The organism is Pseudarthrobacter sp. SSS035 (genome assembly GCF_023273875.1).
In the GTDB taxonomy this organism is placed as follows: domain Bacteria; phylum Actinomycetota; class Actinomycetes; order Actinomycetales; family Micrococcaceae; genus Arthrobacter.
In genome coordinates this window covers 3,502,003-3,526,064 of the sequence record NZ_CP096882.1, presented here as the reverse complement: position 1 = coordinate 3,526,064, position 24,062 = coordinate 3,502,003, and the positions used below count along the sequence as shown (strand labels likewise).

The following is a 24,062-nucleotide window of genomic DNA, read 5'->3' as shown; positions in this document are numbered from 1 at the left end:
CGGGTCTCTGCCGCAATGTATGTCTTCAAAGGAGAAGTCTCATGGGTATGTCCAAACCGCGTCGCCTCGGCACCATCGCCGCAGCGGCCATTTCCGTCCTGATGCTTGCCGCGTGCGGCGGCTCGGGCGGCACAGGCGGTACCACCTCCGGCGCTTCTGGCGGCAAGGTGGACGGCACCGGAAAAACACTTAACGTCCTGATGAGCGTCACTGCGCAGTACCCGCAGGAACAACAGGCCTGGTTCAAGGAAATGAGCGCCAAGTTCAAGGCGGAAACCGGAGCCGACATCCAGTGGGAAACGTTCGCCAGCGCCAACGACGAGATGACCCGGATCCAGACGTCAGTCGTGTCGGGCCAGGGCCCGGACGTTTACGGACTCGGCACGACGTTCACGCCCACGGCCTACTCCACCGGGGCGTTCGTGAAACTGGGCGACAACGAATGGAACCAGCTCGGCGGCAAAGACAAGTTTGTTCCCGCAGCCCTGGGCATCTCCGGGCCGGATGAGGGCAACCAGATCGGTATCCCGTTCGTCAGCCGGCCGTTCGTGATGGCCTACAACACCGAGCTGCTTGCAGCTGGCGGCATCGAAAAGCCTGCCACCACCTGGGATGAATTCACCGAGCACGCCAAGAAGCTCACCACGGGCGACCAGTACGGTGTTGCCGTGGCTTATAAGGACAACTTCGACCCCTGGAAGTACATCTGGGGCATGTCCATCCAGGCCGGCAACCCCATCATTGACGGCAGCAAGGTCCGTCTCGATGACCCCATCACCAAGAAGGCCTACGAGACCTACTTCGGTTGGGTGACCAAGGACAAGGTGGTTGATCCATCCTCCGTTGGTTGGGCCAACCCGCAGGCCCTGGCAGCCTTCGCAGCCGGCAAGGCAGCGTACTTCCCCATGACGTCGCCTCTGTCCATCCCCGCCCTGGATGCCTCGGCCGTCAAGGGCAAGTACAAGTACGCCCTGATGCCCACCGTTCCTCCGGGCGAGACCTCCAACCCTTCCGGCGCTAAGCCTGCCACCAGCATCCTCTCCGGTGACAACCTCGTGGTGGCTGACTACTCAAAGCAGAAAGACCTCGCCTTCGCGTTCGTCAAGATGATCACCGAGAAGGACGTCCAGCTCAACTACTTCAAGGTCTTCGGCCAGCTTCCCGCGAACCAGGCAGCCGCGACGGAACTTGCAAGCAACGAAGTGATTGCTCCGGCCCTTGAGTCGGGTGCCAAATCCGTTGCGACGCCGTTCAGCGGTGCCTGGGGCGATGTCCAACTGTCACTGACCAACGTGGTTGTCCAGTCCATTCCGGATCTTTCCTCCGGTGCAGTCAGCGAATCCAACCTGTCCCAGCGGCTCAAGGACGAACAGACCAAATCGCAGACCGCACTGGACCGGGCCAAGAAGTAAGACCGAGCCACCAACTGCGGAAGGTTACGGAAAATGGCTAGCAGCGTTACCGAGCCCCGGCCATCGGACAGCAGTCCGATGGCCGGGGAGGCCGCCGGACCCGGCGAAACCACACCCCCTGGGAAGCAACGAAAAGGGCTCAGCGAGAGGAACCGGCCTCTTTGGCTCCTGATTCCCGGCGGGCTGCTGATGACGATCGTCATCCTTATCCCCCTGGCCATGGGCATCTGGATGTCCCTGATTGATCTGGATCAGTACACCCTTCGCCAATGGGTCAGTGCCGAATTCATCGGCATCCAGAATTACATTGAAGCGGCGGTCAGCAGCGACTTGCTTCGCTCCATCTGGCTTTCTGTTTCCTTCGCGGTGATTTCCACGGTGGTGACCATCCCGCTGGGCGTGGCCGCCGCCGTCGTCACCCAGAACGCCTACCGCGGCCGTGCCGTGGTGCGCTCCATCTTCCTGATCCCCTACGTGCTGCCGTCGTTTGTAGTAGCCAGCGTCTGGCGGACCATGTTGCAGCCGGATGGAATCGTGAATGTGACACTGACCAACATGGGAATGGACGGCGGCTTGTGGCTTAACGGCCCGAACGCCTACTGGACCCTGGTGTGGGTGGAAATCTGGGCGGCCTGGCCGTTCATCTACCTGCTGGCACTGTCCGGCCTGCAGGCAGTGGACCACGAGGTCCACGAGGCATCGGCCCTGGACGGGGCCCTGTGGTGGAACAAACTGCGGTACGTGATCTTCCCTTACCTGAAGGGACCGGTTTCGCTCGCCTTCCTGCTTGCCACGTTGAACCACATCAACAACTTCACACTCCCGTATGTTCTCTTCGGCGCGCCGGCGCCATCCGATGTGAATGTGCTGCCGATCCTGGTTTACGTCACCAGCTTCCAGAGCTTCCGGTTTGGCCTCAGCGCCGCGATGGCGGTCGTTTCGCTCGTACTGATTGCCATTCCTCTCTTCATCTACCTGCGCGCGGTCCGGCTTGACGTGCACGAAGGAGGAAAGAAATGACCATCGACGCAGCAAATCCGATCGATCAGCAGCAGAAACAGCCCATCCGGCGTGATGCCGCCCTGGAGGTCACCCGCCTCCTGCCCCGGCCTCTGCTGGCCACGCTCACTGTCCTGCTCTGCGCCCTGGTGCTGGTTCCCATCCTGTATATCTTCCTAGCCTCGCTGAACACGGATGTGGGCGTCGCCAGCGGCGAGTTCTGGCCGAGCAGCTTCTCGCTGGAGAGCTACACCAAGATCTGGGACTCCGTGGGGCTGGCGAAAGCAATCGGCAACAGCCTGATCGTTTCCGGTGCCACGGCCATTGTCTCCGCGATCATGGCCATTGGCACGGCGTACGTGCTGGTGCGGTTTGAGTTCGTCGGCCGCCTGACGGTGCTGCGCGGGCTGCTGGGTCTCCAGTCCATCCCGGGAACCCTCATGCTGCTGCCTGTGTTTGTGCTCTTCTCCTCCGCAGGCACTTATTTGGGTGTGACCGTCATCGGCACGCTCTGGGGCCTGTTTATCGCCTACCTGACGTTCGCCTTGCCGTTTTCAACCTGGGTGATGGTCACGTACATCCGGGGGCTGCCGCGGGAACTGGAGGAGGCGGCGCGCATCGATGGTGCCTCCAACGTCGGGATCCTGTTCAGGATCATCATTCCGCTCAGCTGGCCCGGGATCATCGTTTCCGCAATCTTCGCTTTCCTGCTGGGCTGGAATGACGTGCTTTTCGCGTCGGTGTTCACGCGCCCGGACACGCATACGGCCGCAGTTGCGCTGCAGGTGTTCGGTTCCGCCGTTGAGGGTGGTGCGATTCCCGTGTATTCGCAGCTGATGGCGGCCTCGCTGGTCTGTGCCGCCCCTGTGGTGGTGCTCTACTTCATGTTCCAGCGGTACCTGGTGGGCGGCCTGACCGCCGGCGGCGTCAAGTAAAACAGCTTCGAACAACAAACAACTCCGCCCGATACAGCAGTTGCTGTTCCGGGCGGAGTTGTTTTTTTATTGCGGGCCCTGTTCCTCGGGCCGTGGGTCAATCTGGCCTCCGGCGGCGCCGCTTAGGGTGTGGATTCGCCGGAGTCCTTGGCGGAGTCAGGCTGGGTCTGCGTCCGGGACCGATCTGCCGCGGGCTGTTCTGAGCCCGACTGTTCCGTGCCGGGCTGTTCCGTGCCGGGCTCGCCTGCGGTGGCCTGGTCCGTGACGCGGACGCCGTACTGCGGCCGGCCGTCAGGGAGGTCCGGGTAGCGGACGGCGGCAGCGGGAGCCTTCGCCGGCTGGGCCGCTGCCTCCGGCTGCGTGACCTGGTCCGGGCCGGCGACCTGGCCCGCACCTTGGGCTGTCCCTTGGCCCGAAGTTCCGGCACCCTGCTGTCCGTAGGGGTCATTCCAACTGGCAGGGCGTGCGGGTGCCGGACCAGGCTGATTGCCCGGCTTGCCCGGCTGGCCCGGCTCGCCGCGGTGCTGACCCTGCTGGCCCGGCTGGCCGTACTGCTGGTTCTGGTAGCCCTGGGGATTGTATGGGCCGGCTGCTGCGTCCGAGCGGGTCATGGGCAGTTGCTGGAGCAGCCGGCGCGCATCATGGGCAGCTTCCACCGACACCACAACGTCGTAGCTGGTGGCCACTACCTGGCTGGTGGAGGTGAAATCCCGCTTTCCGCGCTGCATGGCATACGTGACGATGCCGAACAGCATAAAGAAGGCAGCCCCCATCAGCACAGACGCCAGGATGGAGAAGTAGCCGGGCGATGGTGCGAAGAAGGAAAGCATGACGCCAACGAAGAGGCCGAACCACATACCGCTGAGCGCCCCGGAGAGAGCCACCCGAGGGTAGCTGAGGCGGCCGGTCACCCGCTCAACCATCTTCAGTTCGTTGCCCACGATGGAAACCATCTGGACCGGGAACTGCTGGTCGGCGAGGTAGTCCACCGCCTTCTGGGCGTCCAAGTAAGAGGTGTACGAGCCTACGGTGTCACCGGTGGGCACCGTGCGGGCGTCGTCGGGCCCACTGGGGCCACCGGCCTTGGGAGCACCAAAAATGTTTGACATACATCCATTCTTGCCCATCAGCATGTATGCCGCCTGTAAATTCAGCTAAAAGAGAGCAGACTCGGTAGCCTGTAGACGTGAGTACAAATCTTTCGCGCGTCTTCGTGGCCCGCCTGCTGGGTCTTGACGTCTTCGACCCCTTGGGCGACCGCCTGGGCAGGTTGCGCGATGTAGTGGTGCTCTCGCGTGGCAGCCGCGGCGCCCCGCACGTGGTGGGCATCGTCGTCGAAGTTCCCGGTAAAAAGCGCGTCTTTGTGCCGATGACACGCATTACCTCCATCGACCAGACACAGATCATCTGCACGGGTCTGGTCAACCTCCGGCGCTTTGAGCAGCGCGGCGCGGAGACGCTGGTGGTCGCGGAAATGTTCGACCGCCGCGTGACGCTCCGTGACGGCAGCGGCGACGCCACCATCGAGGACATCGCCATGGACCAGCACCGGTCCCGCGACTGGTTCGTGAGCAAGCTGTTCGTCCGCCGGGGCCACTCCCTGTCCCCGCTCAGCCGGCTGCGCCGGAACGAGACCATGATCATCGACTGGGCCGACGCCCTCCAAGGTGCCCGCACCGAACCCCAGGCAGCCACCCAGTTCGTGGCCAACCACGAGGACCTCAAACCCGCTGACTTCGCCGAGGCGCTGCAGGAAATGAGCGACAAACGCCGCTTCGAAGTGGCCAGCGAACTCCAGGATGAACGCCTGGCCGACGTGCTGCAGGAAATGCCCGAAGACGACCAGGTGGAAATCCTCTCCGCCCTCGACGTCGAACGCGCGGCGGACGTCCTGGAGGAAATGGACCCCGACGACGCCGCAGACCTCCTCGCCGAGCTTCCTTCTGCACAGGCGGAGGAGCTTCTCCGCCTCATGGAACCCGAAGGCGCCGAGGACGTCAGGCGGCTCCTCGAATACGACGAGGACACGGCCGGTGGCCTGATGACGCCTGTTCCGGTGATCCTCCCCCCGGAGGCAACTGTCGCCGAGGCACTGGCCCACGTCCGCCGTGAGGAACTCTCCCCCGCCCTCGCCTCGTCCATCTTCATCACCCGGCCCCCATTGGAAACCCCCACGGGACGGTTCCTGGGCGTTGTGCACATCCAGCAACTGCTCCGCTATCCGCCGCCGGAACCTCTGGGCAACCTCGTGGACAAGAGCCTTGAGCCGGTCTCCGACCAGGCCCACATCAGCGAGGTGGCGCGCACGCTCGCCACCTACAACCTGAACTGTCTTCCCGTGGTGAATGACGCAGGCCGGCTCGTAGGGGCGGTGACTGTTGATGACGTTTTGGATCATCTGTTGCCGGATGACTGGCGCGCCTATGATGGCGAAGCCCCGATAAGAAAACTGGGAGGCCGCATTGGCTGACACCGGCGCCCCCAAGAATCCCAGCAAGAAGGCGGCGGCCAAGGGCGGACTCGACACACCCCTGAGTGGCCGCCAGCGCATCCTGCCGAAGTTCTCACCCGACCCGGATGCATTCGGCCATGCGACGGAAGGCTTCGCCCGGTTTATGGGCACGCCGCAGTTCCTGGTCTACATGACGGTCTTCGTCGTCATCTGGCTGGTCTGGAACACGTGGGCACCGGCGGAGTGGCAGTTCGATTCGCGCCTCCTGGGCTACACCCTCCTGACACTGATGCTTTCGCTGCAGGCCTCCTACGCGGCCCCGCTGCTGCTGCTGGCCCAGAACCGGCAGGACGACCGCGACCGGGTCTCCCTCCAGCAGGATCGCCAACAGGCGGCACGCAACCTGGCCGACACCGAGTACCTCACCCGGGAGCTGGCGTCGCTGAGGATCGCGCTGCGCGAGGTTGCCACCCGCGACTACGTCCGGGCCGAACTACGGACACTCCTGGAGGACATGCTGGAAGCGCAGGAGGAACTGCGGACCCACGACCCCGCGGGATCCGGCAGCCACGAGTCCCCGCGTGAGAAGGTCAAGGAAAAGCTGAAGGAAAAGCGCGACAAACAGCGGAACCCCCGCACGCAGCAGATTCCCAAGGTCAAACCCAGCCATGCCGCCGCCAACGACACTGTCGCCAAGGACGCCGTCACCAAGGGCACTGCCGCTACCGACCCCGCAATCCAGGACCCGGCCGTCCCCAAGCACATCCCCACCACCGAAAGCTGAGCCCCGCCCGCATGAGCGCCTCCCTGGAGCAGGCAGTCCACGCTGCGCTGGCCACCGTGATCGATCCTGAGCTCCGCCGTCCCATCACGGAACTGGGCATGGTGGAGTCCGTGGATGTCGCTGCGGACGGCCGGGTCAGGTTGGCTGTCCTGCTGACCATCGCGGGCTGCCCCCTGCGCGGGACCATTACCGCAGACTCCGAGAAGGCGTTGTCCGCAGTTCCGGGCGTGACCGCCGTCGAGGTTGAACTGAAAGTGATGAACCAGGCCCAGCGGGACGCCCTGAAGGAACAGCTCCGCGGCGCCTCCGGGCAGCGCGGGATTCCGTTCAACGAGCCGGGGTCCCTGACCAAGGTGTTCGCGGTGGCAAGCGGAAAGGGTGGGGTGGGCAAGTCATCGCTGACCGTCAACCTTGCCTGCGCCCTGGCCGCGCAAGGCCTGCGTGTGGGCATTGTTGACGCCGACGTCCATGGCTTCTCGGTTCCGGCCCTGATGGGCATCACGCAGGCGCCCACCCGGGTGGACGACATGATCCTGCCGCCGGTGGCGTACGGCGTAAAAGTGATTTCCATCGGTATGTTCGTCGCCGGAAACCAGCCGGTTGCCTGGCGTGGGCCGATGCTCCACCGGGCCCTGGAACAGTTCCTGACGGACGTCTACTTCGGCGACCTCGACGCCCTGTTCCTCGACCTACCGCCCGGCACCGGTGACATCGCGATTTCGGTGGCCCAGTTGCTGCCGAAGGCTGAGATCCTGGTGGTCACCACACCCCAGGCCGCAGCTGCCGACGTCGCCGAGCGCGCCGGTGCCATCGCCACCCAGACAGGTCAGACGGTGGCCGGCGTCATCGAGAACATGTCATACCTGGAAATGCCCGACGGCGGGAGGATGGAGCTGTTCGGAAGCGGCGGTGGGGCGGTCCTCGCCGAAAGGCTCACAACGACGGTGGGCACCGATGTGCCGCTCCTGGGACAGATTCCGCTGGACATCCTGTTGCGGGAAGGCGGCGACGCCGGCGCGCCCATCGTGCTTGGCCGGCCAGAGACTCCGGCGGCCATTGCACTCACCGAAATTGCCGGAAAACTTGCTGCCAGGCCCAGGGGCCTGACGGGGATGAAACTGGGCCTGCAGCCGCGTTAACGCAGCGGTTGCCGACCAGAGGCAGCGGGGGCCTAGGTGGCTTCGGTATCGAACGGCGCGGGTTCGCCCGGAGGCAGCGACTGGACTACACGTTCCGGACGGGAGGGAGCCGCCCCGCCTGTGGCAGCCGCCCCTGCACCGGCAACGGCAGCCACGGCTGCCGGAGCGCCGGCACTGACGGGTTTGGCGTCGTCGTCCAGGAGTGCTTCCTTGATGATGCGCCGCGGATCGTACTGGCGGGGATCGTACTTCTTCCAGTCGACATCGTCGATGTCGATGCCCACTTCTTCCTTGATCTGCTCCCGGGCACCGGAGGCCATCCGGCGGACTTCCTTCACGAGATTCGCAAGTTTCTGGGTGTATTCGGGCAGGCGCTGGGGACCGATCACCAGGATGCCGATGATCAGCAGGAGGAAGAACTCCGGGCCGTTGATTCCAAACACTTTAGGAAGATTACCCTCTCCGGAGCCCCACTGACGATTCCTGCCCGCCAGCGTCGCAAAGTGCCTGCATCACGGAGCCAGCATCTCCCCGAGTTTGCGGATTCCCCGCTCCAACCGGGCGCCTGGAGAGTCGTCCGCTGCGGTCACCGGGGACTCGCCAGGCGCGGTGCTGGCACCCGCGTTGATTCCTTCTAAGGCGAGGACGCTGAGCCGCTGCAGCACTGGAACGGCGTCATCGGCCTGCTCCGCCGGGAGGTCTGACTCGACAGTGAAAGTTCCTGCAGTGGTCTCCACGGTGGCCGTCCAGGGCGCCAAGCTGCTGACCAGCAGCTTCCCCTCGTTCTCACCAGAGTTCTGTTCGGAGTTCTGCTCGGCGTCCTGACCCGACTGCTGCCGGGCGTCCACGGGATGCTGTTCCACGATGGTGGCATAGTGTTGCCCATCAGTCAGGTGCATTTCCACCGCTGGCCGCCCGTTCAGCGTTATGGCATTGGCGCTCCGGATGTGGAAGCCAAGTTGCTCCAGTTCCGGACAGACCCAGCCTTCAGAGCGTAGGGCCAACAACTGCGGAGCACTGATCTCCCTGCCGTCGGCCGGTAGCTGGGCCGTATGCTGCAACAGGCTTCCGTTGATGGCCGATTGGGCGACGGGCAGGCTGTCCCCCGCCAGCGCAAACGCGCTGACGGCAAGAATTCCAGCGGCTGCTGCTGTCCCGCCGGCGGCAAGTGCCACGGCTCGCGCGGCCCGGTACGGGCTCGGGGCTGACTCGGCCGCGGCCGCGAGCAGCTGCGTCCTGACCAGCAGCCGGGCCGTCAGGTCCTCGCTGGCAGGCGGCACAGCCGCGTCACGGAGCCGCTCGATGTACTGGCGTTCACGCTTCAGCGCCGCTGCACATTCTGCGCAGGTCCGCACGTGGTCGGCGCCGCGGTGATGCCGGCGGCCGAAGGGGTTCTGGGGCGTCATGGTGCCGATCAGAGGATACTGGCGATGCGCGGCAGCGAAAGCTTTGGCGTGCGTCCTTGCTGTGGCCTGGGATCGCGGTGGGCCAGCTTTTCGCGCAGCATGGTCCGGCCCCGGTGGATACGGGAACGGACGGTACCCAGTTTGACGCCGAGTGCAGCGGCCACTTCGTCGTAGGACAGGCCTTCCAGGTCGCAAAGCACGACGGCGGCGCGGAAGTCCGGGGGCAGCTCCTCCAAGGCAGCCTGCACATCAAGGTCCAGGTTGTTGTGTTCGAAGCTCTGTTCCGGTCCGGGTTCACGCCCGGGGATCCGGGACTCGGCGTCTTCGGCCAGCGCGTCAAACCGGATGCGGGTTTTCCGGCGCGCCTGGTCCAGGAACAGGTTGGTGGTGATGCGGTGCAGCCAGCCATCCAGTGTCCCTGGCTTGAAATTCTCCAGTGACCGGAAGACGCGGACGAACACCTCCTGGGTGAGGTCCTCGGCGTCGAACTTGTTCCCCGTCAGGCGGTACGCCAGCCGGTAGACCTTGGCGGAGTGGTTGGCCACCACTTCCTCCCAAGTGGGCCTGACCCATTCAGCGGCGGAATCTTGCGTCGCAGGGACAGGCGCCATACCTGATGCTGACATCGTCCACTCCCATCGTGGATTGCTATCGCCCGGATACTGTTGACATCTCTTGTTCGGCGCCGATCACCTCACGGATGACCGGATATCCATCATTTCAAAGTTGGCTGGGAATTTCCTGACCGGGGCGGTTCTTCAGCCAGAGGCACAACGATTCCCTTCCGCGGCTGGCACCCCCGCACACAGTAGGCTGTACTAAACACTCCCCTGCCGCCCAGAAAGCGAATCACATGAGCGCCGACAAATCCACGAGCTGGTCCTATGCAGAAGATCTGCCCGCAGAGGATGAGGTTATGCTTCGTGCCAGGGAGCGCTCTTTCGAACTGGGCGTGACGCCCATCGGCGCAGGTGTTGGTGCGGTCCTGACGGTGTTGGCTGCGGGCTCGAAGGCCCAGACCGCCGTCGAAATCGGCACAGGCGCAGGCGTCTCGGGGGTATGCATCCTGCGGGGGCTCGGACCGCAGGCCGTGCTGACCACCATCGACGTGGACGTCGAACACCTGAAGGCGGCACGTGAAGCTTTTTCGGAGGCCGGCAGTCCGGCCAACCGCACCCGTACCATTTCCGGCCGCGCCGGTGACGTCCTCCCGCGCCTGACCGACTCCGCTTATGACCTGGTGTTTGTTGATGCCGACAAGCCCGGCCTGCCCGGCTACGTGGAACAGGCCGTCCGGCTCCTGAAGGCCGGCGGGCTGCTCATCATTAATGACGCACTGGACAAGGACCGCGTGGCCAACCCGGCTGTCCGGGAGTCCAACACTGTGGTGCTCCGCCAGGTGGGCAAGGCAATCCGCGACGACGACCGCCTGGCGTCCGCGATGCTTCCCACTGGCGACGGCCTGCTGGTCGCGGTTAAGAAGTAGATCCACAGCAAATAAGCCAAGGTCCGCAGCCGGTTGGCTGCGGACCTTGGCCCTGCGGGATTATTCGGCAACGCCGACCTGGATTATGCCGACCTGGATGATTCAGTCACGCCGACGAGGCATTCCTTAAGGTTGGCCGCCTCCGCAGCGTTCAGTTCCACCACAAGCCGTCCGCCGCCTTCGAGCGGTACGCGCATGATCAGGCTACGGCCCTCTTTGGTGACTTCCATAGGGCCGTCGCCGGTGCGTGGTTTCATAGCCGCCATGAGGAATTTCCCCTCCATTTAGTCCCAGGACATATCAGCCCGGATGGGCTGTGTCCGCATGGTCAAATCAAGCCGCTATGGCGGCCCGTACTGATGCCGCCATGGCTGAACATTTCTGAATGCTTTTTGTCCCTGCTTACTTACTATTATCCCGTAATGACCCGCACGTAGCTAATCGATGGACATTTACGGCCGCGTCGGATTCCCCAATCCGCCGGCCAGGCGCCGCCTGCGATCACGGTGGATAATCGCCGCCGCCCGGAAGCTGCGCCCATGCCCACAGCCAGACGATCCACACGATTTGGAGCAGGACAAACATTGTCAGGACCGTGCCGCGGTATGCCTTCGACCGGGACAAGAGCGCGGCAGCCAGGGCCAGCGGGAACAGCGGGAGCAGCATCCGGAAAGTACTGGTCTGGGGGTGGAGAAACACCAGGAGGTAGCCCATGTAGCAGGCGCACCACAAGCGCAGCTCCACACCAAGGCGGACCACCGGCGGGGAGAACAGCAGGAACGCAAAGAGGCCCGCAAAGACGAATGGCGCCACGATCCCCAGGACGGGGCCAAAGAGGTCGACGCCGGCGTCGAACCAGGGCTTGAAGGGCACCAGGTCATGGCCGCGCCACACTGTTTCGGTTTTGGTATACGCCTCAATATCTCCGGTGGCGGCCCAGGCCGCTGCCGGCCACAGCAGTGCCGAGGCACCGCACACCACGGTAAGGCCCGCCAGGGACGCCAGCTCCCCGAGGCTGTGGGTGCCCGGCCGCTCCCCGCGCCCCCGTTCGACCAGTCGCCAGAGGAAGAGAAGCCCCACCATGGCGGCAAAGGGAACGCCCACGGGTCGGGAGAGGCACAGCAGCAGGACCACCGGCATGGCAACGAAATAGTGACGCCTGATGACGAGCAGCAGGGCGGTGGCCAGCAGGAAAACGGTAAGGGGCTCCGCGTACGGGACCTGGAGAATGGCGGACACCGGAAAGGTCGCGAAGAATGCCACGCCCCAAAGCGCCGCGGTGTGCGAAGCCTTGTGCCTGAACAGGCAGTACAAAACCAGCGCCGCACCCAACCCCGCCAGCATGGCGACGACCGTCAGCGCCACGGCAGGGCTGATTCCGGTCAGGCCTGCGAGCGCACGGCCCAGGGCCGGGAAGAGCGGATAGAAGGCCCACGCATTTTCCTGCACGTTGCCGGCGGCATCCGTTGGAAGCGGTGAGGGATAACCGTCGGTGATGATCCGGCCGTACCATCGCGCATCCCAGATATTGATGAAGTTCCAGTAGTCGGGGCCGGCCGGAAACCACGGGTTGGGTCCTTGGTGCAGGGCTGCTGCCATAAAGATGCAGGCGCTGACCAGCCGGGCAGTGGCGTAGAGGGCGGCAACCTGTAGCCACCAGGGCCAGCGTTGGACCGCCCACCTGGCGCGGGCGCCGAATGCGGTGATCAACGCCGTCGGGCCCGTCCGGTCCCCCGTGTCAGTGCTCAAGCGCCGGCCTCCGGGTGCGCCGCCCGTTCCGATTCCAGCAGCCGTGCCCGGAGCCTGCCCATTTCTTCGTCTTTGGCCGCGATCTGGTCCCGCAGTTCGTCGAGGACCTGGTCCACCTGGTCCATCCGGTACCCACGCAGGCCGAGGGAGAAGCGGACGCGGTCGACGTCGGCAGGTGCAGCGTCCGCGGGCAGCAGCACCGGCGGAAGGTTGGCGGGCGGCTGCCCGAACCCCTGGTAGAGAATCGGATTCTCCGGGACCTCGGAGCCTGTGGCCGGTTCACTGCCCCGGCGGCGGCTGCGCAGAATGCCGCGGCGGCCACCGGCGCCTGCCCACAGGGTGGCGGCGATCAGCACGATGGCGAGGTAGACCAGGAAAAAACTCACAGCACCCATCGTGCCAGATATGGGCCGGCTGCCTATTCGGGCCGTTGCTCGCCGTTGGTGGAAACCGGGGGCGTCCAGTGCAACACCAGTTGCACCGCTTCGGCGGGATCGTCCACCACCTGGATCAGGTCCAGGTCCTTTGCGGAGACCATTCCCTCGGCCACGAGGGTGCCCTTGATCCATTCGATCATCGGCCCCCAGAAGTCGACGCCGAGGAGCACGATCGGGAAGGAGGTCACCTTCCGGGTCTGGACCAGGACCATGGCTTCGAAGAGTTCATCCAGCGTTCCCAACCCGCCGGGAAGAACGATGAAGCCCTGGGCATACTTGACGAACATGGTCTTCCGGGCGAAGAAGTAGCGGAAGTTAATGCCGAGGTCCACCCACTGGTTCAGGCCCTGCTCGAAGGGCAATTCAATGCCAAGGCCGACGGAGACGCCGTTGCCTTCCACGGTCCCGCGGTTGGCGGCCTCCATGGAACCCGGACCGCCGCCGGTGATGACGGCCACGCCCGCGGCTGCCAGCTTTCGGCCTACTTCCATGCCCATTTCGTAGTACGGGCTGCCGGGCTTGGTGCGCGCCGAGCCGAAAACACTGACGGCGGGCCCCAGATCGGCAAGCGCCCCGAACCCCTCGACGAACTCGCTCTGGATCCGGAGGACACGCCAGGGATCTGAATGGACGAACTGTCCTGCGCCTTTGGTATCAAGCAAATGCTGGTCGGACATTTCCACAGCCGCCTGCTTGCGACGGAGTTCAAGGGGCCCCTTACGGCGCGGCTGGGAAGTTTTGGCCGGATCTGCGTTGATGCTCATCCCCCAAGGCTAATGCCAAGGGCAGCGTGCCTGTGGCAGGTATCTCTTGAATCACGATCCGCGCGAACTTGGCGTGATTCACCTCATAACCAGCCAATGTTCGCTAGATTCTTCTTTATGACTACTCATGTGCCCGGCGATGCGCTCGTCTCCCTGAATGGTGTGAATAAGCATTACGGTCAGTTGCACGTTTTGAAGGACATCAATCTCCACGTCCGTAAGGGCGAAGTGGTGGTGGTCATTGGCCCGTCAGGCTCAGGAAAGTCCACGTTGTGCCGTGCCATCAACCGTCTGGAAACCATCGAAGGCGGCACCATCAGCATTGATGGAAAGGTGTTGCCGGAGGAGGGGAAGGAGCTGGCCCAGCTCCGCGCCGACGTCGGGATGGTCTTTCAGTCCTTCAACCTCTTCGCGCACAAGACCATCCTTGAGAACGTGACCCTTGGTCCCATCAAAGTCAAAGGCGTTGCCAAGGCCCAGGCCGACAAGGAAGCCATGGCATTGCTGGAGCGCGTGGGCGTGGGGCACCAGGCCCCCAAACTCCCGGCGCAGCTCTCCGGCGGCCAGCAGCAACGCGTGGCCATCGCCCGCGCCCTGGCGATGAAACCAAAGGTCATGCTCTTTGATGAGCCCACCTCTGCGCTGGACCCCGAGATGATCAACGAGGTCCTTGACGTCATGATCCAGCTGGCCAAGGAAGGCATGACCATGGTTGTGGTCACACACGAAATGGGCTTCGCCCGGAAAGCCGCCGACCGTGTGGTTTTCATGGCGGATGGCCAGATTGTGGAGGATGCCACGCCGGAAGAATTCTTCACCAAACCGAAGAGTGACCGCGCGAAGGACTTCCTGTCCAAGCTGCTCACCCACTGATTTTCCATCAACGAACACACCCTCCAGTTCGCACCCAGGCCGTGACCCACGGCCCACCAATGAAAGGAATGTCATGAAGGCATTTATGACCCGCCGGAAGTCGTTCTTCGTGGCGGCTACTGCTGCCCTGGCGTTGTCCCTGAGCGCATGCGGCGGCACCACCCCCGGCACCACCAGCGATCCCACTGTTGCCGACAAGCCGACTTTTGCCGCCGGCACCACCATGGCCAAGTTGTCCGCCGCAGGCACCATCAAGATCGGCACAAAGTACGACCAGCCGCTCTTCGGACAGGTGGGGCTGGACGGCAAGCCGGTGGGCTTCGACGTCGAGATGGGCAAGCTGATCGCAGCCAAGCTCGGCATCGCTGCGGACAAGATTGAATGGTCAGAGACTGTCTCGGCCAACCGCGAACCCTTCATCGAGCAGGGCAAGGTGGATATTGTCATCGCCACCTACACGATCAATGACAAGCGCAAGCAGGTTGTCAGCTTCGCGGGCCCGTACTACGAGGCCGGCCAGGCGCTGATGGTGAACAAGGACAACACGTCCATCACCAAGCCTGAGGACGTCGCAGGCAAGAAGGTCTGCTCCGTCACCGGTTCCACCCCGGCCGCCACGATCGTGGAGAAGTACGGAGCTATCCTGGCTCCGGCCCAGACGTACTCCGCCTGCCTTGAGCCGCTGCGCAACAAGCAGGTCGAAGCGATCACCACGGACAACGTGATCCTGGCCGGCTTTGTGGACAAGGAACCGGATGCCTTCAAGCTGGCGTCGGATCAAACCTTCACCAAAGAGCCGTACGGCATTGGCCTGAAGAAGGACGACACCGAGTTCCGCAACTGGATCAATGACCAGCTTGAGGCGTTTGGCAAGGACGGGTCCTACAAGAAGGCCTGGGAAGCAACTGCAGGTTCGGTCATCAAGACCGCCCCTGAACTTCCCGCCGTCAACCGCTACTAGGCAGCCACGGCGGCTTCCGGGGAATTCGTTGAACGTGTTCCCCGGAAGCCGCCAGCCTGCTTTTTGACCCCCTACGCCCAGAGCCGAAGGATCCTATGGAAGTCATCATTGAAAACCTCCCCCTTTATTGGGAAGGCCTTCTCCGCACTCTTTTCCTGTCCGTCGTCTCCGGGATCATCGCCCTTATCCTCGGGACACTCCTGGCGGCAGCCCGCGTTTCCCCCGTTGCAGCACTCCGGGGATTCAGCACCGTCTACGTGGAAATTCTCCGGAACACCCCACTGACCATTGCTTTCTTCTTCGCGGCGATCGTCCTGCCCCGCCTCGGCGTGACATTCCAGCAGTTCGAGGTCGCAGCGATCATCGCCCTCAGCGCCTATACAGCGGCTTTCATCGCTGAAGCCGTCCGCTCAGGCGTTAACAGCGTCCCGCTCGGCCAGGCTGAGGCCGCGCGCAGCATCGGCATGAACTTCGGCCAGGTCCTGAATCTCATCATCCTGCCGCAGGCGCTTCGGACCGTGATCCCGCCGCTGATCAACATCCTGATTGCCCTCGTCAAGAACTCCTCCGTCGCCGGCGCGTTCTTTGTCCTGGAACTGTTCGGCTACGGCCGCCAAATGGCCAATGCCAACGGTGACCAGGTCATGGCAGTACTGCTCGGCGTAGCGTTCTTCTATCTGCTCCTCACCATTCCGCTGGGCATCCTTGCCAGCACGGTGGAACGAAAGGTGGCGATTGCCCGATGACTTCAGTCCTCTACGACGTTCCCGGCCCCAAAGCGCGCCGGGTCTCGCTGATCGGTTCCGTGGTTGGAACCGTGCTGATCCTGGGACTTCTGGCATGGATCGGCATGACTCTTGCCCAGCAGGGCATTTTTGAAGGTCGCCGCTGGGCGATCTTCACCCGGGGCGACGTCTGGACGCTGCTCGCCAATGGCCTCGGCGCAACGCTCACCGCAGCCGCCCTCGCCGCAGTGATCGCGTTTCCCCTCGGCCTGATGTTCTGCCTGCTGCGCATCTCACTCGTCGCCTGGATCCGGATTCCCGCCCGCGTGGTCCTAGAGTTCCTGCGCGGCATGCCGGTTGTGCTGATGATGCTCTTCGTCCTGCTGGTGTTCGGGACGAGTTCCTTCGTCGCAGTAGTGGCCGGGCTCGTCCTCTACAACACCGCTATCTTCGCGGAGATCATCCGGGCCGGCATCCAATCACTGCCGAAGGGACAGCGGGAGGCGGGCCTGACCATCGGCCTGACCAGCTTCCAGTCCCGGATGCTCATCGAACTGCCGCAGGCTGTCCGCCGTATGATGCCGTCGCTGGTTGCCCAACTCGTGGTGCTCCTGAAGGACACCTCCCTGGGCTACATCGTGGCGTACGGTGAACTTCTGCGCGCAGTGCAGGTCATGGCGGACTTCCTCGGGAACGCGTTCCTGTTCCCGATCTTCTTTGTGGCTGCTGCTATCTACATTGTGATCAACATCTGCGTTTCCCGGCTCGCAATCTGGATCGAGCGCCGCGGTTCCACAAAGACGGCAGGCGGAGTTGCCAAAGCGCCAACCGCAGTGGTCGCACCGGAATTACCGGATGTACGCGAATCCAAGTAGCCACATCCACCCCACACGCAGAAGGGTCCGCAGCCAGCACGCTGCGGACCCTTCTGCTTCCCGGCTTACTCCGCGAGCCAACTCCGAAGCGCCCGCAGGCACTCCCGGATGGCGTCGGCGTCGACGTGCTCGTTGTCCTTGTGGGCCAGCAGCGGATCGCCGGGGCCGAAGTTCACTGCCGGGATCCCCAGTTCGCTGAAACGCGCGACGTCGGTCCAGCCGTATTTCGGTTTCGGCTCGGCTCCGACGGCGGCCACGAAGGACGCGGCGGCCGGGTGGTTCAGTCCCGGGCGCGCACCAGCGGCGGCGTCCGTGCGGACCACAGCGAAGCCCGCCAACAGTTCCCGGACGTGCGCCTCCGCCTGGTCCGGCGTCTTGTCGGGGGCGAAGCGGTAGTTGATTTCGACGACGCAGCGGTCCGGGATAACGTTGCCGGCCGTGCCGCCATTAATCTTCACGGCGTTGAGGCTCTCGCGGTAGTCGAGGCCGTCCACGTTGATGGTCTGCGGTTCGTAGGCTGCCAGCCGGGCCAGGATGGGTGCCGCTGCGTGGATGGCGTTGCTGCCCATCCACGCACGGGCAGAGTGTGCTGCCTCGCCCACCGTCGTGGCCTCAAAACGGCTGGTGCCGTTGCAGCCACCCTCGACGGTGCCATGGGTCGGCTCCAGGAGGATGGCAAAATCGCCGCCCAGGAGGCTGCCGTGGTTGCGGACCAGGCGGCCCAGACCACTCTTGACCGCTTCCACTTCCTCGTGGTCGTAGAACACGAAGGTGACGTCCCGCTGCGGCGCCGCGCCGCCGTCGAACATTGTGGCCGCCAGCGCGAGCTGCACGGCGACGCCGCCTTGCATGTCCGTGGCCCCCCGTCCGTAGAGCACGCCCTCCCCCGGGATGCCTGAATCCCAGCTGGACGGGACGGTACCGCGCGCGCCTTCAGTAACCGGAAGCGGCACTGTGTCCAGGTGTCCGGCGAGGATGACGCGTTCCGCCCTGCCGAGTTCCGTGCGAGCGATGATGGCGTCACCGTCGCGGACCACCTGGAGTTCCGGGATGGCCCGCAGCGCCACTTCGACAGCGTCCGCCAGTTCCGTCTCATTCCCGGAGACACTGTTGATGTCCATCAGGGCGGCGGTCAGCACGGAGACGTCCTGGCGGAGGTCCAAAGGCACGGTGATCGATTCAGGGGCGGTTTCGGCAGTCACGTTGCCAGTCTAGTTCGAACCCGGTGCCCGCCTCTCGGTACACTGGGGCCATGACTGAGACCGCTACCTCCGCCGCGCCCAAAGACCAGAACGCAATTTCCGAAGCCCGCTCCGCCTACGGCTTCGGGTTGGCAACCATCGCCAGTGCCACGGGCGGGGAAAGTGCCGAAGCCACCGTCCTGGACGTCTGGTTCCCGGCGCCCGCCCTGGGCATCGCGGCCGATAACCTGCGTGCCGTGGAGAATGCGGACGAAACCCTGGTCCAGCTCGCCGAGAGCGGCACCGACGCTGACCGCGGGACCGAGCAGAAGGTGGTCTTCGTCCAGATCAACCTTGACGAAGCTCCGGCTGACACCGCAGACGCGTACCTCCGGCTGCACCTGCTCTCCCACCGGCTGGTCCGGCCCAACACGATCAACCTGGACGGCATCTTCGGCAAGCTGCCCAACGTGGTGTGGACCAACTTCGGCCCCGCCGCGGTGGAAGGCTTCGAACTGACCCGCGCGAAACTTCGCCGCCGTGGTGCCGTCACCGTCTACGGCGTGGACAAGTTCCCGCGCATGGTGGACTACGTGGTGCCCGCCGGCGTCCGGATCGCCGACGCCGACCGCGTCCGTCTCGGTGCCCACCTGGCCGAAGGCACCACCGTGATGCACGAAGGCTTTGTGAACTTCAACGCCGGCACCCTGGGCGCCTCCATGGTGGAAGGCCGTATCTCGGCCGGCGTCGTCGCCGGCGACGGCAGCGACGTGGGAGGCGGCGCGTCGATCATGGGCACCCTCTCCGGGGGCGGCAAGGAAAAAATCGTCATCGGTGAGCGTGTCCTGCTGGGCGCCAACTCCGGCGTCGGCATCAGCGTCGGCGATGACTCCGTGGTGGAGGCAGGCCTCTACGTCACCGCCGGAACCCGTGTGCTCGTTCCCGGGCCCAAGGACGAGAATGGCGAGGACACCGCCAAGATCGTGAAGGCAGCCGAGCTGTCCGGCGTCCCCAACCTCCTGTTCCGGCGCAACTCCACCACAGGCGCCGTCGAGGCGCTGCCGCGCAAGGGCCAGACGGTGGAACTCAACGACGCCCTCCACGCCAACTGACCCGTCGGTGGCACGTGGACGCAGTTTCGTTCGCCCCACCGTGCTGCTGCTTACCCTGGCGCTGGCGGGCGCCGGCATCTACACAGCGGTCTCCTTCCTGCAGCGCTCCGAAACCCTGGTCTCGGAGCGCTGCACGGCCGACGTCGGGACCCAGAGCGCAGAGCTTGCAACGGACCAGGCGGTTAATGCCTCACTGATTACAGCGGTGGCGGTGCAGCGCGGGCTGCCTCCCCGGGCAGCCAGCATCGCCCTTGCCACCGCCATGCAGGAATCCAAGCTGCGCAACATCGCCCATGGCGACCAGGCCGGCCCTGACTCCCGCGGACTCTTCCAGCAACGTCCCTCGCAGGGGTGGGGAACCGAGGCCCAGGTGATGGACCCCTACTACGCTGCCAATGCTTTCTACGATGCCCTGGTCAAGGTTCCCGGCTACGAGTCCCTGGAAATCACCGACGCCGCCCAGCGTGTCCAGCGCTCGGCCTACCCCCTCGCCTACGCCCAACACGAAGATATGGGCCGGTCCTTTGCGTCCGGCCTGACCGGCCAAGCGCCCGCCTCCGTGCTGTGCACTTTGCGCGCCCCGCAGGAACCGGGCATCCCCGCCGCCGTCGAGTCCGAGCTAGCCCTGGCGTACGGGCCGCTCGCCATCACCACGGAGAATGATTCGCTCGTGGTGGCAGCTGACGGCACCCAGGCCTGGTCCGTGGCGCAGTGGGCAGTTGCCAACGCCAAGGGCCTGGCGGTGACGCGCGTGGATGTAGCAGGCCGGAGCTGGGACCGTGAGGATCAGGGCGGCTGGCAGGAATCCGACGCGCCCGCCGGACAGGTCCGCATTACAGTGGCACCGGCCGGCACCGGCAGCTGACGGCCTTAGTGCTGATGCGCGCCTGCTGACGGCCCGGATGCTGACCGCGCCGCCTCAGACCAGGATGTCCACCACGGGCTGGACGTAGCTGCGGAAGAGCTCCGGCGCGGACATGAGGTTATGGCTCATGATGATCTTGTCCGGCTCCACATACCACGCCCGCTGTTCGTTCAGCGGCAGTTCGATGATGGTCAGGGTGAAATCCCGTGACCCCCGGCCCACCTCCAGCAGGCGGTCATCCACCATGTCGCCCAACAGCTGGTCCGAACCGCTGGCCACCCGTTCTGCTTCCAGCCGGACGTACTCACTGCGGCGCTCCCGTGCCCAGGTCAGGGCGGACCCGAAATGCGCCTGCAGGACGCGCTGGAGGGCGGGGGAATTTCCGAATTCCCCAAAATCCGGCGGGGACAGCTCCGGTGACGTCTGGGGGTGTGCCTTCAGCAGCTGCTCCCACCAGGCTTCCCATTCGGTTTTGAGCGCACTCTGCCCGCCGACGTCGGAGGTGAGATGCGAGTGGTCGGCATGGCGGATCTTCGGCGCGGCATGCGACAACGCGGGGTGGCCGGCGCCGTCGAGTCCTGCCGCATCACGGACAAAGAGCGCGATCATCAGAGGCCCGGACGTATCCGTAGTAATCTGCCAGCCGGAACCACCTGTGTGATGCATCCCTACTCCTCCTGTGGCCTGCCTTTACCGGCCTGACCAGCCGGTTCCGCTCCCCCGGCTCCCAGTCTATTCCCGATGCCACCGGACGGTAATGTCAGGCGGCCAGGCTCTTCAGGTGCCGGTCCAGGACGTCATGGCACATCTGTGCCGTCATCCAGGCGGGCTGCAGGAGGGCGTGCATGCACAGCCCGTCCAGCGTAGCCAGCAGCCTCTCCGCCTCGACCGCCAGCGACTGCTGCCCGTCGCCGTCGTCCGGTACCAGGGCGGTGATGACCTGCCCGACGACGGCGGCCACCTCGCGGTGGCTCCGATCGGCCTCGGCCGCGAGGAAGGGACGGATCCTGGCCGCGTTCTTGAAGGCCATCCACACACAGGCGTCCACGGCCCGTTCCTCGTCGAGCGGCAGAAATTCACCCAGCAGGGTTAAAACCGTCTCACGGTGCGGGCCGGTCCCGGGTTCGTTGGCGGCCATCGCCGGCAATGCCGCCGCGAGCCGGCCTGTGATGCGGTCCACAACGGCGGCAAAGGAATGGCTGAGCAGTTCTTCACTGCCGGCGAAGTAGTGCCGGACGGAGCCTACGGCGAGGCCTGCTTCGTCCGCCACCTCCCGCAGTGACGCCCGCTCGAGGCCGTCGACGGCGATGATCCTGAAGACCGCTTCAACGATTTCTGCACGCCGGGCTTCGGCATCAACAATTTTGGGCACTCCTATTATTTAGCACACCCGTGCTTAAATCCACGCATCCGCGGAATTGGGATAGCGTGGGGGCATGAAAATTCTGGTCACAGGTGGCACCGGGTACATCGGTTCGCACACAGTCTTGTCCCTGCAGGAAGCCGGCCACGATGTGGTGGTGATCGATAACCTGGTGAACTCCAGCGAGGAGTCACTGCGCCGGGTAGCCGAACTGAGCGGCAAGACTGCCGAATTCCACAACGTGGACCTGGTGGACGAAGCCGCAGTGGAAGGCGTCTTTGCCGCCCACACGATCGACGCCGTGATCCACTTTGCCGGGCTCAAAGCCGTGGGCGAGTCGGTCCGCGAACCGCTCAAGTACTACTACAACAACCTTGTGGGCACGCTGAACCTGATCCGGGTGATGGACCGCCACGACGTCCGCTCCATCGTCTTCAGCTCCTCCGCCACGGTGTACGGCGAGCACAATCCCATCCCCTACGTGGAAAAGATGGAGATCGGCGCCAACAACCCCTACGGCCGCACCAAGGAACAGATCGAGGACATCCTCGCCGACCTGGGCGCCGCTGACACCCGCTGGCACATTGCCCTGCTGCGCTACTTCAACCCGGTGGGCGCGCACCCGTCAGGCCGCATCGGCGAGGACCCGCAGGGCATCCCCAACAACCTGGTGCCCTTCATCGCCCAGGTGGCCGTGGGACGCCGCGACAAGCTCATGGTGTTCGGCGGGGACTACGACACCCCTGACGGCACCTGCCTGCGGGACTACATCCACGTCGTCGATCTCGCCGAAGGCCACGTGGCAGCCCTCAACCACGTGGCGGACCGCTCAGGCGTCTACCGCTGGAACCTGGGCTCCGGAAAGGGCTCCTCCGTGCTGGAGGTCCTGCGGTCCTTCGAGAAGGCCGTGGGCCAGCCCATCCCCTACGAGATCACCGGACGCCGCGCGGGCGACCTCCCGGCCTTCTGGGCCGACGCCACCTCCGCCCTGGCCGACCTGAGCTGGTCCACCACCAAGTCCGTGGACCAGATGTGCGAGGACCACTGGCGCTGGCAGAAGAACAACCCCCTGGGTTACGACTCCTGATCGGTCCGGTGGTTGGGCTGGTCGAAACCTGGATCTCGACAAGCTCGATCACCGGCAGCACAACAAAGCGGCCGGTCACCTTCGTGGAGAAGGTGACCGGCGGCCGCCGTCGTTATTTAGTCAGGGCCGGCTCAGCGGACCGGGTAGTCGCGCTCGGGCTCGCCGATGTACAGCTGGCGCGGGCGGCCGATCTTGGTGTTCGGGTCGCTGATCATTTCACGCCACTGGGCGATCCAGCCCGGCAGGCGGCCGATCGCGAACAGCACGGTGAACATCTTCTCCGGGAAGCCCATGGCCTTGTAAATCAGGCCGGTGTAGAAGTCCACGTTCGGGTAGAGCTTGCGCTGGATGAAGTAGTCATCGTTCAGGGCTTTCTCTTCCAGGCGCATGGCGATCTCGAGCAGTTCGTCGTTGCCGCCGAGCTTGCTGAGGATCTCGTGGGCCGTGGCCTTGACGATCTTGGCGCGCGGATCGTAGTTCTTGTAGACGCGGTGTCCGAAACCCATGAGGCGGACGCCGTCTTCCTTGTTCTTGACCTTCTCCATGTAGTCCTCGGGCTTGGTGCCGTCGGCCTGGATCTGGCGGAGCATCTTCAGCACGGCTTCGTTGGCGCCGCCGTGGGCCGGGCCGAAGAGGGCGTTGATGCCGGCTGACACCGAGGCGAAGAGGTTGGCGTTGGAGGAGCCCACCAGGCGCACGGTGGAGGTGGAACAGTTCTGCTCGTGGTCGGCGTGCAGGATCAGGAGGAGATCCAGCGCCTTGGCGATGACGGGGTCAACTTCGTACTGTTCGGCCGGAAGGCCGAAGCTCAGGCGCATGAAGTTCTCCACGAGGTTGTGGGAGTTGTCCGGGTACAGCATCGGCTGGCCAATGGACTTCTTGTGCGCGTAGGCGGCGATGACCGGCATCTTGGCCATCAGGCGGATGGTGGAGACCTCCACCTGCTCGGCGTTGAACGGGTCCAGGGAGTCCTGGTAGAAGGTGGACAGCGCCGAAACAGCCGAGGACAGCACGGGCATCGGGTGCGCGTCGCGCGGGAAGCCGCTGAAGAAGCCCTTGAGCTCTTCGTGCAGGAGGGTGTGGCGGCGGATCTTCTGGTCGAACTCTTCCAGCTCCGTGGGGGTCGGCAGGTTGCCGTAGATCAGCAGGTAGGACACCTCGAGGAAACTGGAGTGCTGTGCCAGCTGCTCGATGGGGTACCCGCGGTAACGCAGGATGCCGGCGTCACCGTCGATGTAGGTGATAGCGGACGTGGTTGCTGCGGTGTTCATGAAGCCGGGGTCAAAGGTGACTGCGCCCGTCTGCTTGAGCAGCTTGGAAACGTCGTAGCCTTCGTTTCCTTCAACAACCTGGATGCGCGGGAGCTTGAGCTCGCCTCCTGCATGGTGCAGGGTTGCGCTGTTGGTCTCAGTCATGGAGTCCCCTTCATGAGGCGCGTGGGCCTCTGTCGAAAGCTT

At 64.4% G+C, this 24,062-nt stretch carries 26 protein-coding genes; 14 read left to right on the top strand and 12 right to left on the bottom strand.

Annotation, left to right across the window (positions count from 1 at the left end; all coding sequences use genetic code 11):
* The first annotated feature begins 47 nt into the window (after positions 1–47).
* The 3 genes from MUN23_RS16335 to MUN23_RS16325 are packed head-to-tail and all read left to right on the top strand — an operon-like array spanning position 48 to position 3,346.
* A complete protein-coding gene (locus MUN23_RS16335) occupies positions 48–1,412 on the top strand; it encodes an ABC transporter substrate-binding protein (RefSeq protein ID WP_248764113.1) in 1,365 nt (454 codons plus the stop codon).
* A 33-nt stretch (positions 1,413–1,445) separates the two neighbouring features.
* Positions 1,446–2,432, top strand: coding sequence for a carbohydrate ABC transporter permease (locus MUN23_RS16330; protein ID WP_248759771.1), 987 nt, complete (start codon positions 1,446–1,448; stop codon positions 2,430–2,432).
* On the top strand, positions 2,429–3,346 hold the full coding sequence (locus tag MUN23_RS16325) for a carbohydrate ABC transporter permease (RefSeq protein ID WP_248759770.1): 918 nt from the start codon (positions 2,429–2,431) through the stop codon (positions 3,344–3,346). Before MUN23_RS16330 ends, MUN23_RS16325 begins: the two co-directional genes overlap by 4 nt.
* 122 nt (positions 3,347–3,468) lie before the next feature.
* On the opposite strand, the gene MUN23_RS16320 is transcribed toward MUN23_RS16325, so the two are convergent.
* Positions 3,469–4,455 carry a general stress protein gene (locus tag MUN23_RS16320; RefSeq protein WP_248759769.1) on the bottom strand — a complete coding sequence of 329 codons (987 nt, stop codon included), beginning with the start codon at positions 4,453–4,455 and terminating at the stop codon, positions 3,469–3,471.
* A gap of 77 nt (positions 4,456–4,532) precedes the next feature.
* Between MUN23_RS16320 and MUN23_RS16315 the strand changes: the two genes are divergently transcribed.
* Genes MUN23_RS16315 through MUN23_RS16305 form a run of 3 tightly spaced genes read left to right on the top strand, consistent with a single transcriptional unit; the run spans position 4,533 to position 7,721 of the window.
* Positions 4,533–5,816 carry a magnesium transporter MgtE N-terminal domain-containing protein gene (locus MUN23_RS16315; protein WP_248759768.1) on the top strand — a complete coding sequence of 428 codons (1,284 nt, stop codon included), beginning with the start codon at positions 4,533–4,535 and terminating at the stop codon, positions 5,814–5,816.
* Positions 5,809–6,582, top strand: coding sequence for a DUF1003 domain-containing protein (locus MUN23_RS16310; RefSeq protein ID WP_248759766.1), 774 nt, complete (start codon positions 5,809–5,811; stop codon positions 6,580–6,582). Before MUN23_RS16315 ends, MUN23_RS16310 begins: the two co-directional genes overlap by 8 nt.
* A gap of 11 nt (positions 6,583–6,593) precedes the next feature.
* The gene (locus MUN23_RS16305) at positions 6,594–7,721 is read left to right on the top strand and encodes an Mrp/NBP35 family ATP-binding protein (protein ID WP_248759764.1); all 1,128 of its coding nucleotides are present in this window, start codon (positions 6,594–6,596) and stop codon (positions 7,719–7,721) included.
* Positions 7,722–7,753: 32 nt separating this feature from the next.
* On the opposite strand, the gene MUN23_RS16300 is transcribed toward MUN23_RS16305, so the two are convergent.
* The 3 genes from MUN23_RS16300 to sigE all read right to left on the bottom strand — a co-directional run bounded on the left by MUN23_RS16300 (position 7,754) and on the right by sigE (position 9,753).
* Positions 7,754–8,164: a Sec-independent protein translocase TatB gene (locus MUN23_RS16300; RefSeq protein ID WP_248759762.1), complete on the bottom strand. Its 411-nt coding sequence runs from the start codon at positions 8,162–8,164 to the stop codon at positions 7,754–7,756.
* A gap of 69 nt (positions 8,165–8,233) precedes the next feature.
* On the bottom strand, positions 8,234–9,127 hold the full coding sequence (locus tag MUN23_RS16295) for an anti-sigma factor (protein ID WP_248759760.1): 894 nt from the start codon (positions 9,125–9,127) through the stop codon (positions 8,234–8,236).
* An 8-nt stretch (positions 9,128–9,135) separates the two neighbouring features.
* Positions 9,136–9,753, bottom strand: coding sequence for an RNA polymerase sigma factor SigE (gene sigE / locus MUN23_RS16290; protein ID WP_248759758.1), 618 nt, complete (start codon positions 9,751–9,753; stop codon positions 9,136–9,138).
* Between the two features lie 227 nt (positions 9,754–9,980).
* Here sigE and MUN23_RS16285 point away from each other — a divergent pair, with 227 nt between their 5' ends.
* Complete coding sequence (locus tag MUN23_RS16285) at positions 9,981–10,613, top strand: O-methyltransferase (protein WP_056343985.1); 633 nt, start codon at positions 9,981–9,983, stop codon at positions 10,611–10,613.
* Between the two features lie 83 nt (positions 10,614–10,696).
* Here MUN23_RS16285 and MUN23_RS16280 read toward each other — a convergent pair whose 3' ends face one another.
* From MUN23_RS16280 to MUN23_RS16265, 4 genes are all read right to left on the bottom strand, one after another.
* Entirely contained in the window at positions 10,697–10,879 is a 183-nt protein-coding gene (locus MUN23_RS16280) for a DUF3117 domain-containing protein (RefSeq protein WP_248759756.1), read from the bottom strand.
* A 235-nt stretch (positions 10,880–11,114) separates the two neighbouring features.
* Positions 11,115–12,362 (bottom strand): hypothetical protein, encoded by a 1,248-nt coding sequence (locus MUN23_RS16275; protein WP_371875927.1) that lies wholly within the window; start codon positions 12,360–12,362, stop codon positions 11,115–11,117.
* Positions 12,359–12,757 (bottom strand): DivIVA domain-containing protein, encoded by a 399-nt coding sequence (locus MUN23_RS16270; RefSeq protein ID WP_248759754.1) that lies wholly within the window; start codon positions 12,755–12,757, stop codon positions 12,359–12,361. Before MUN23_RS16270 ends, MUN23_RS16275 begins: the two co-directional genes overlap by 4 nt.
* Positions 12,758–12,780: 23 nt before the next feature.
* On the bottom strand, positions 12,781–13,563 hold the full coding sequence (locus tag MUN23_RS16265; RefSeq protein ID WP_056343990.1) for a TIGR00730 family Rossman fold protein: 783 nt from the start codon (positions 13,561–13,563) through the stop codon (positions 12,781–12,783).
* 117 nt (positions 13,564–13,680) lie between these two features.
* On the opposite strand from MUN23_RS16265, the gene MUN23_RS16260 reads away from it, so the two are divergent.
* From MUN23_RS16260 to MUN23_RS16245, 4 genes are all read left to right on the top strand, one after another.
* Positions 13,681–14,436 (top strand): amino acid ABC transporter ATP-binding protein, encoded by a 756-nt coding sequence (locus MUN23_RS16260; RefSeq protein WP_248759752.1) that lies wholly within the window; start codon positions 13,681–13,683, stop codon positions 14,434–14,436.
* A gap of 73 nt (positions 14,437–14,509) precedes the next feature.
* Entirely contained in the window at positions 14,510–15,397 is an 888-nt protein-coding gene (locus MUN23_RS16255) for a glutamate ABC transporter substrate-binding protein (RefSeq protein ID WP_248759750.1), read from the top strand.
* A gap of 95 nt (positions 15,398–15,492) precedes the next feature.
* Entirely contained in the window at positions 15,493–16,143 is a 651-nt protein-coding gene (locus tag MUN23_RS16250; RefSeq protein ID WP_056343998.1) for an amino acid ABC transporter permease, read from the top strand.
* Complete coding sequence (locus tag MUN23_RS16245; protein WP_104062134.1) at positions 16,140–16,997, top strand: amino acid ABC transporter permease; 858 nt, start codon at positions 16,140–16,142, stop codon at positions 16,995–16,997. The genes MUN23_RS16250 and MUN23_RS16245 overlap by 4 nt, the downstream gene beginning before the upstream one ends.
* Before the next feature lie 65 nt (positions 16,998–17,062).
* Here the strand turns inward: MUN23_RS16245 and dapE are convergent, their stop codons facing one another.
* Positions 17,063–18,199 (bottom strand): succinyl-diaminopimelate desuccinylase, encoded by a 1,137-nt coding sequence (gene dapE / locus MUN23_RS16240; protein WP_248759748.1) that lies wholly within the window; start codon positions 18,197–18,199, stop codon positions 17,063–17,065.
* Positions 18,200–18,249: 50 nt separating this feature from the next.
* Between dapE and dapD the strand changes: the two genes are divergently transcribed.
* Complete coding sequence (gene dapD, locus MUN23_RS16235) at positions 18,250–19,290, top strand: 2,3,4,5-tetrahydropyridine-2,6-dicarboxylate N-succinyltransferase (protein WP_248759746.1); 1,041 nt, start codon at positions 18,250–18,252, stop codon at positions 19,288–19,290.
* A 7-nt stretch (positions 19,291–19,297) separates the two neighbouring features.
* The gene (locus MUN23_RS16230) at positions 19,298–20,155 is read left to right on the top strand and encodes a hypothetical protein (protein WP_371875926.1); all 858 of its coding nucleotides are present in this window, start codon (positions 19,298–19,300) and stop codon (positions 20,153–20,155) included.
* Positions 20,156–20,209: 54 nt separating this feature from the next.
* Here MUN23_RS16230 and MUN23_RS16225 read toward each other — a convergent pair whose 3' ends face one another.
* Positions 20,210–20,821, bottom strand: a complete 612-nt coding sequence (locus MUN23_RS16225; RefSeq protein WP_248759742.1) for a hypothetical protein — start codon at positions 20,819–20,821, stop codon at positions 20,210–20,212.
* A gap of 94 nt (positions 20,822–20,915) precedes the next feature.
* On the bottom strand, positions 20,916–21,527 hold the full coding sequence (locus MUN23_RS16220; RefSeq protein WP_248759740.1) for a TetR/AcrR family transcriptional regulator: 612 nt from the start codon (positions 21,525–21,527) through the stop codon (positions 20,916–20,918).
* Positions 21,528–21,591: 64 nt separating this feature from the next.
* Here MUN23_RS16220 and galE point away from each other — a divergent pair, with 64 nt between their 5' ends.
* Positions 21,592–22,605: a UDP-glucose 4-epimerase GalE gene (gene galE, locus MUN23_RS16215; protein ID WP_248759738.1), complete on the top strand. Its 1,014-nt coding sequence runs from the start codon at positions 21,592–21,594 to the stop codon at positions 22,603–22,605.
* Between the two features lie 131 nt (positions 22,606–22,736).
* On the opposite strand, the gene MUN23_RS16210 is transcribed toward galE, so the two are convergent.
* A complete protein-coding gene (locus MUN23_RS16210) occupies positions 22,737–24,020 on the bottom strand; it encodes a citrate synthase (RefSeq protein ID WP_058931844.1) in 1,284 nt (427 codons plus the stop codon).
* Positions 24,021–24,062: the final 42 nt, after the last annotated feature.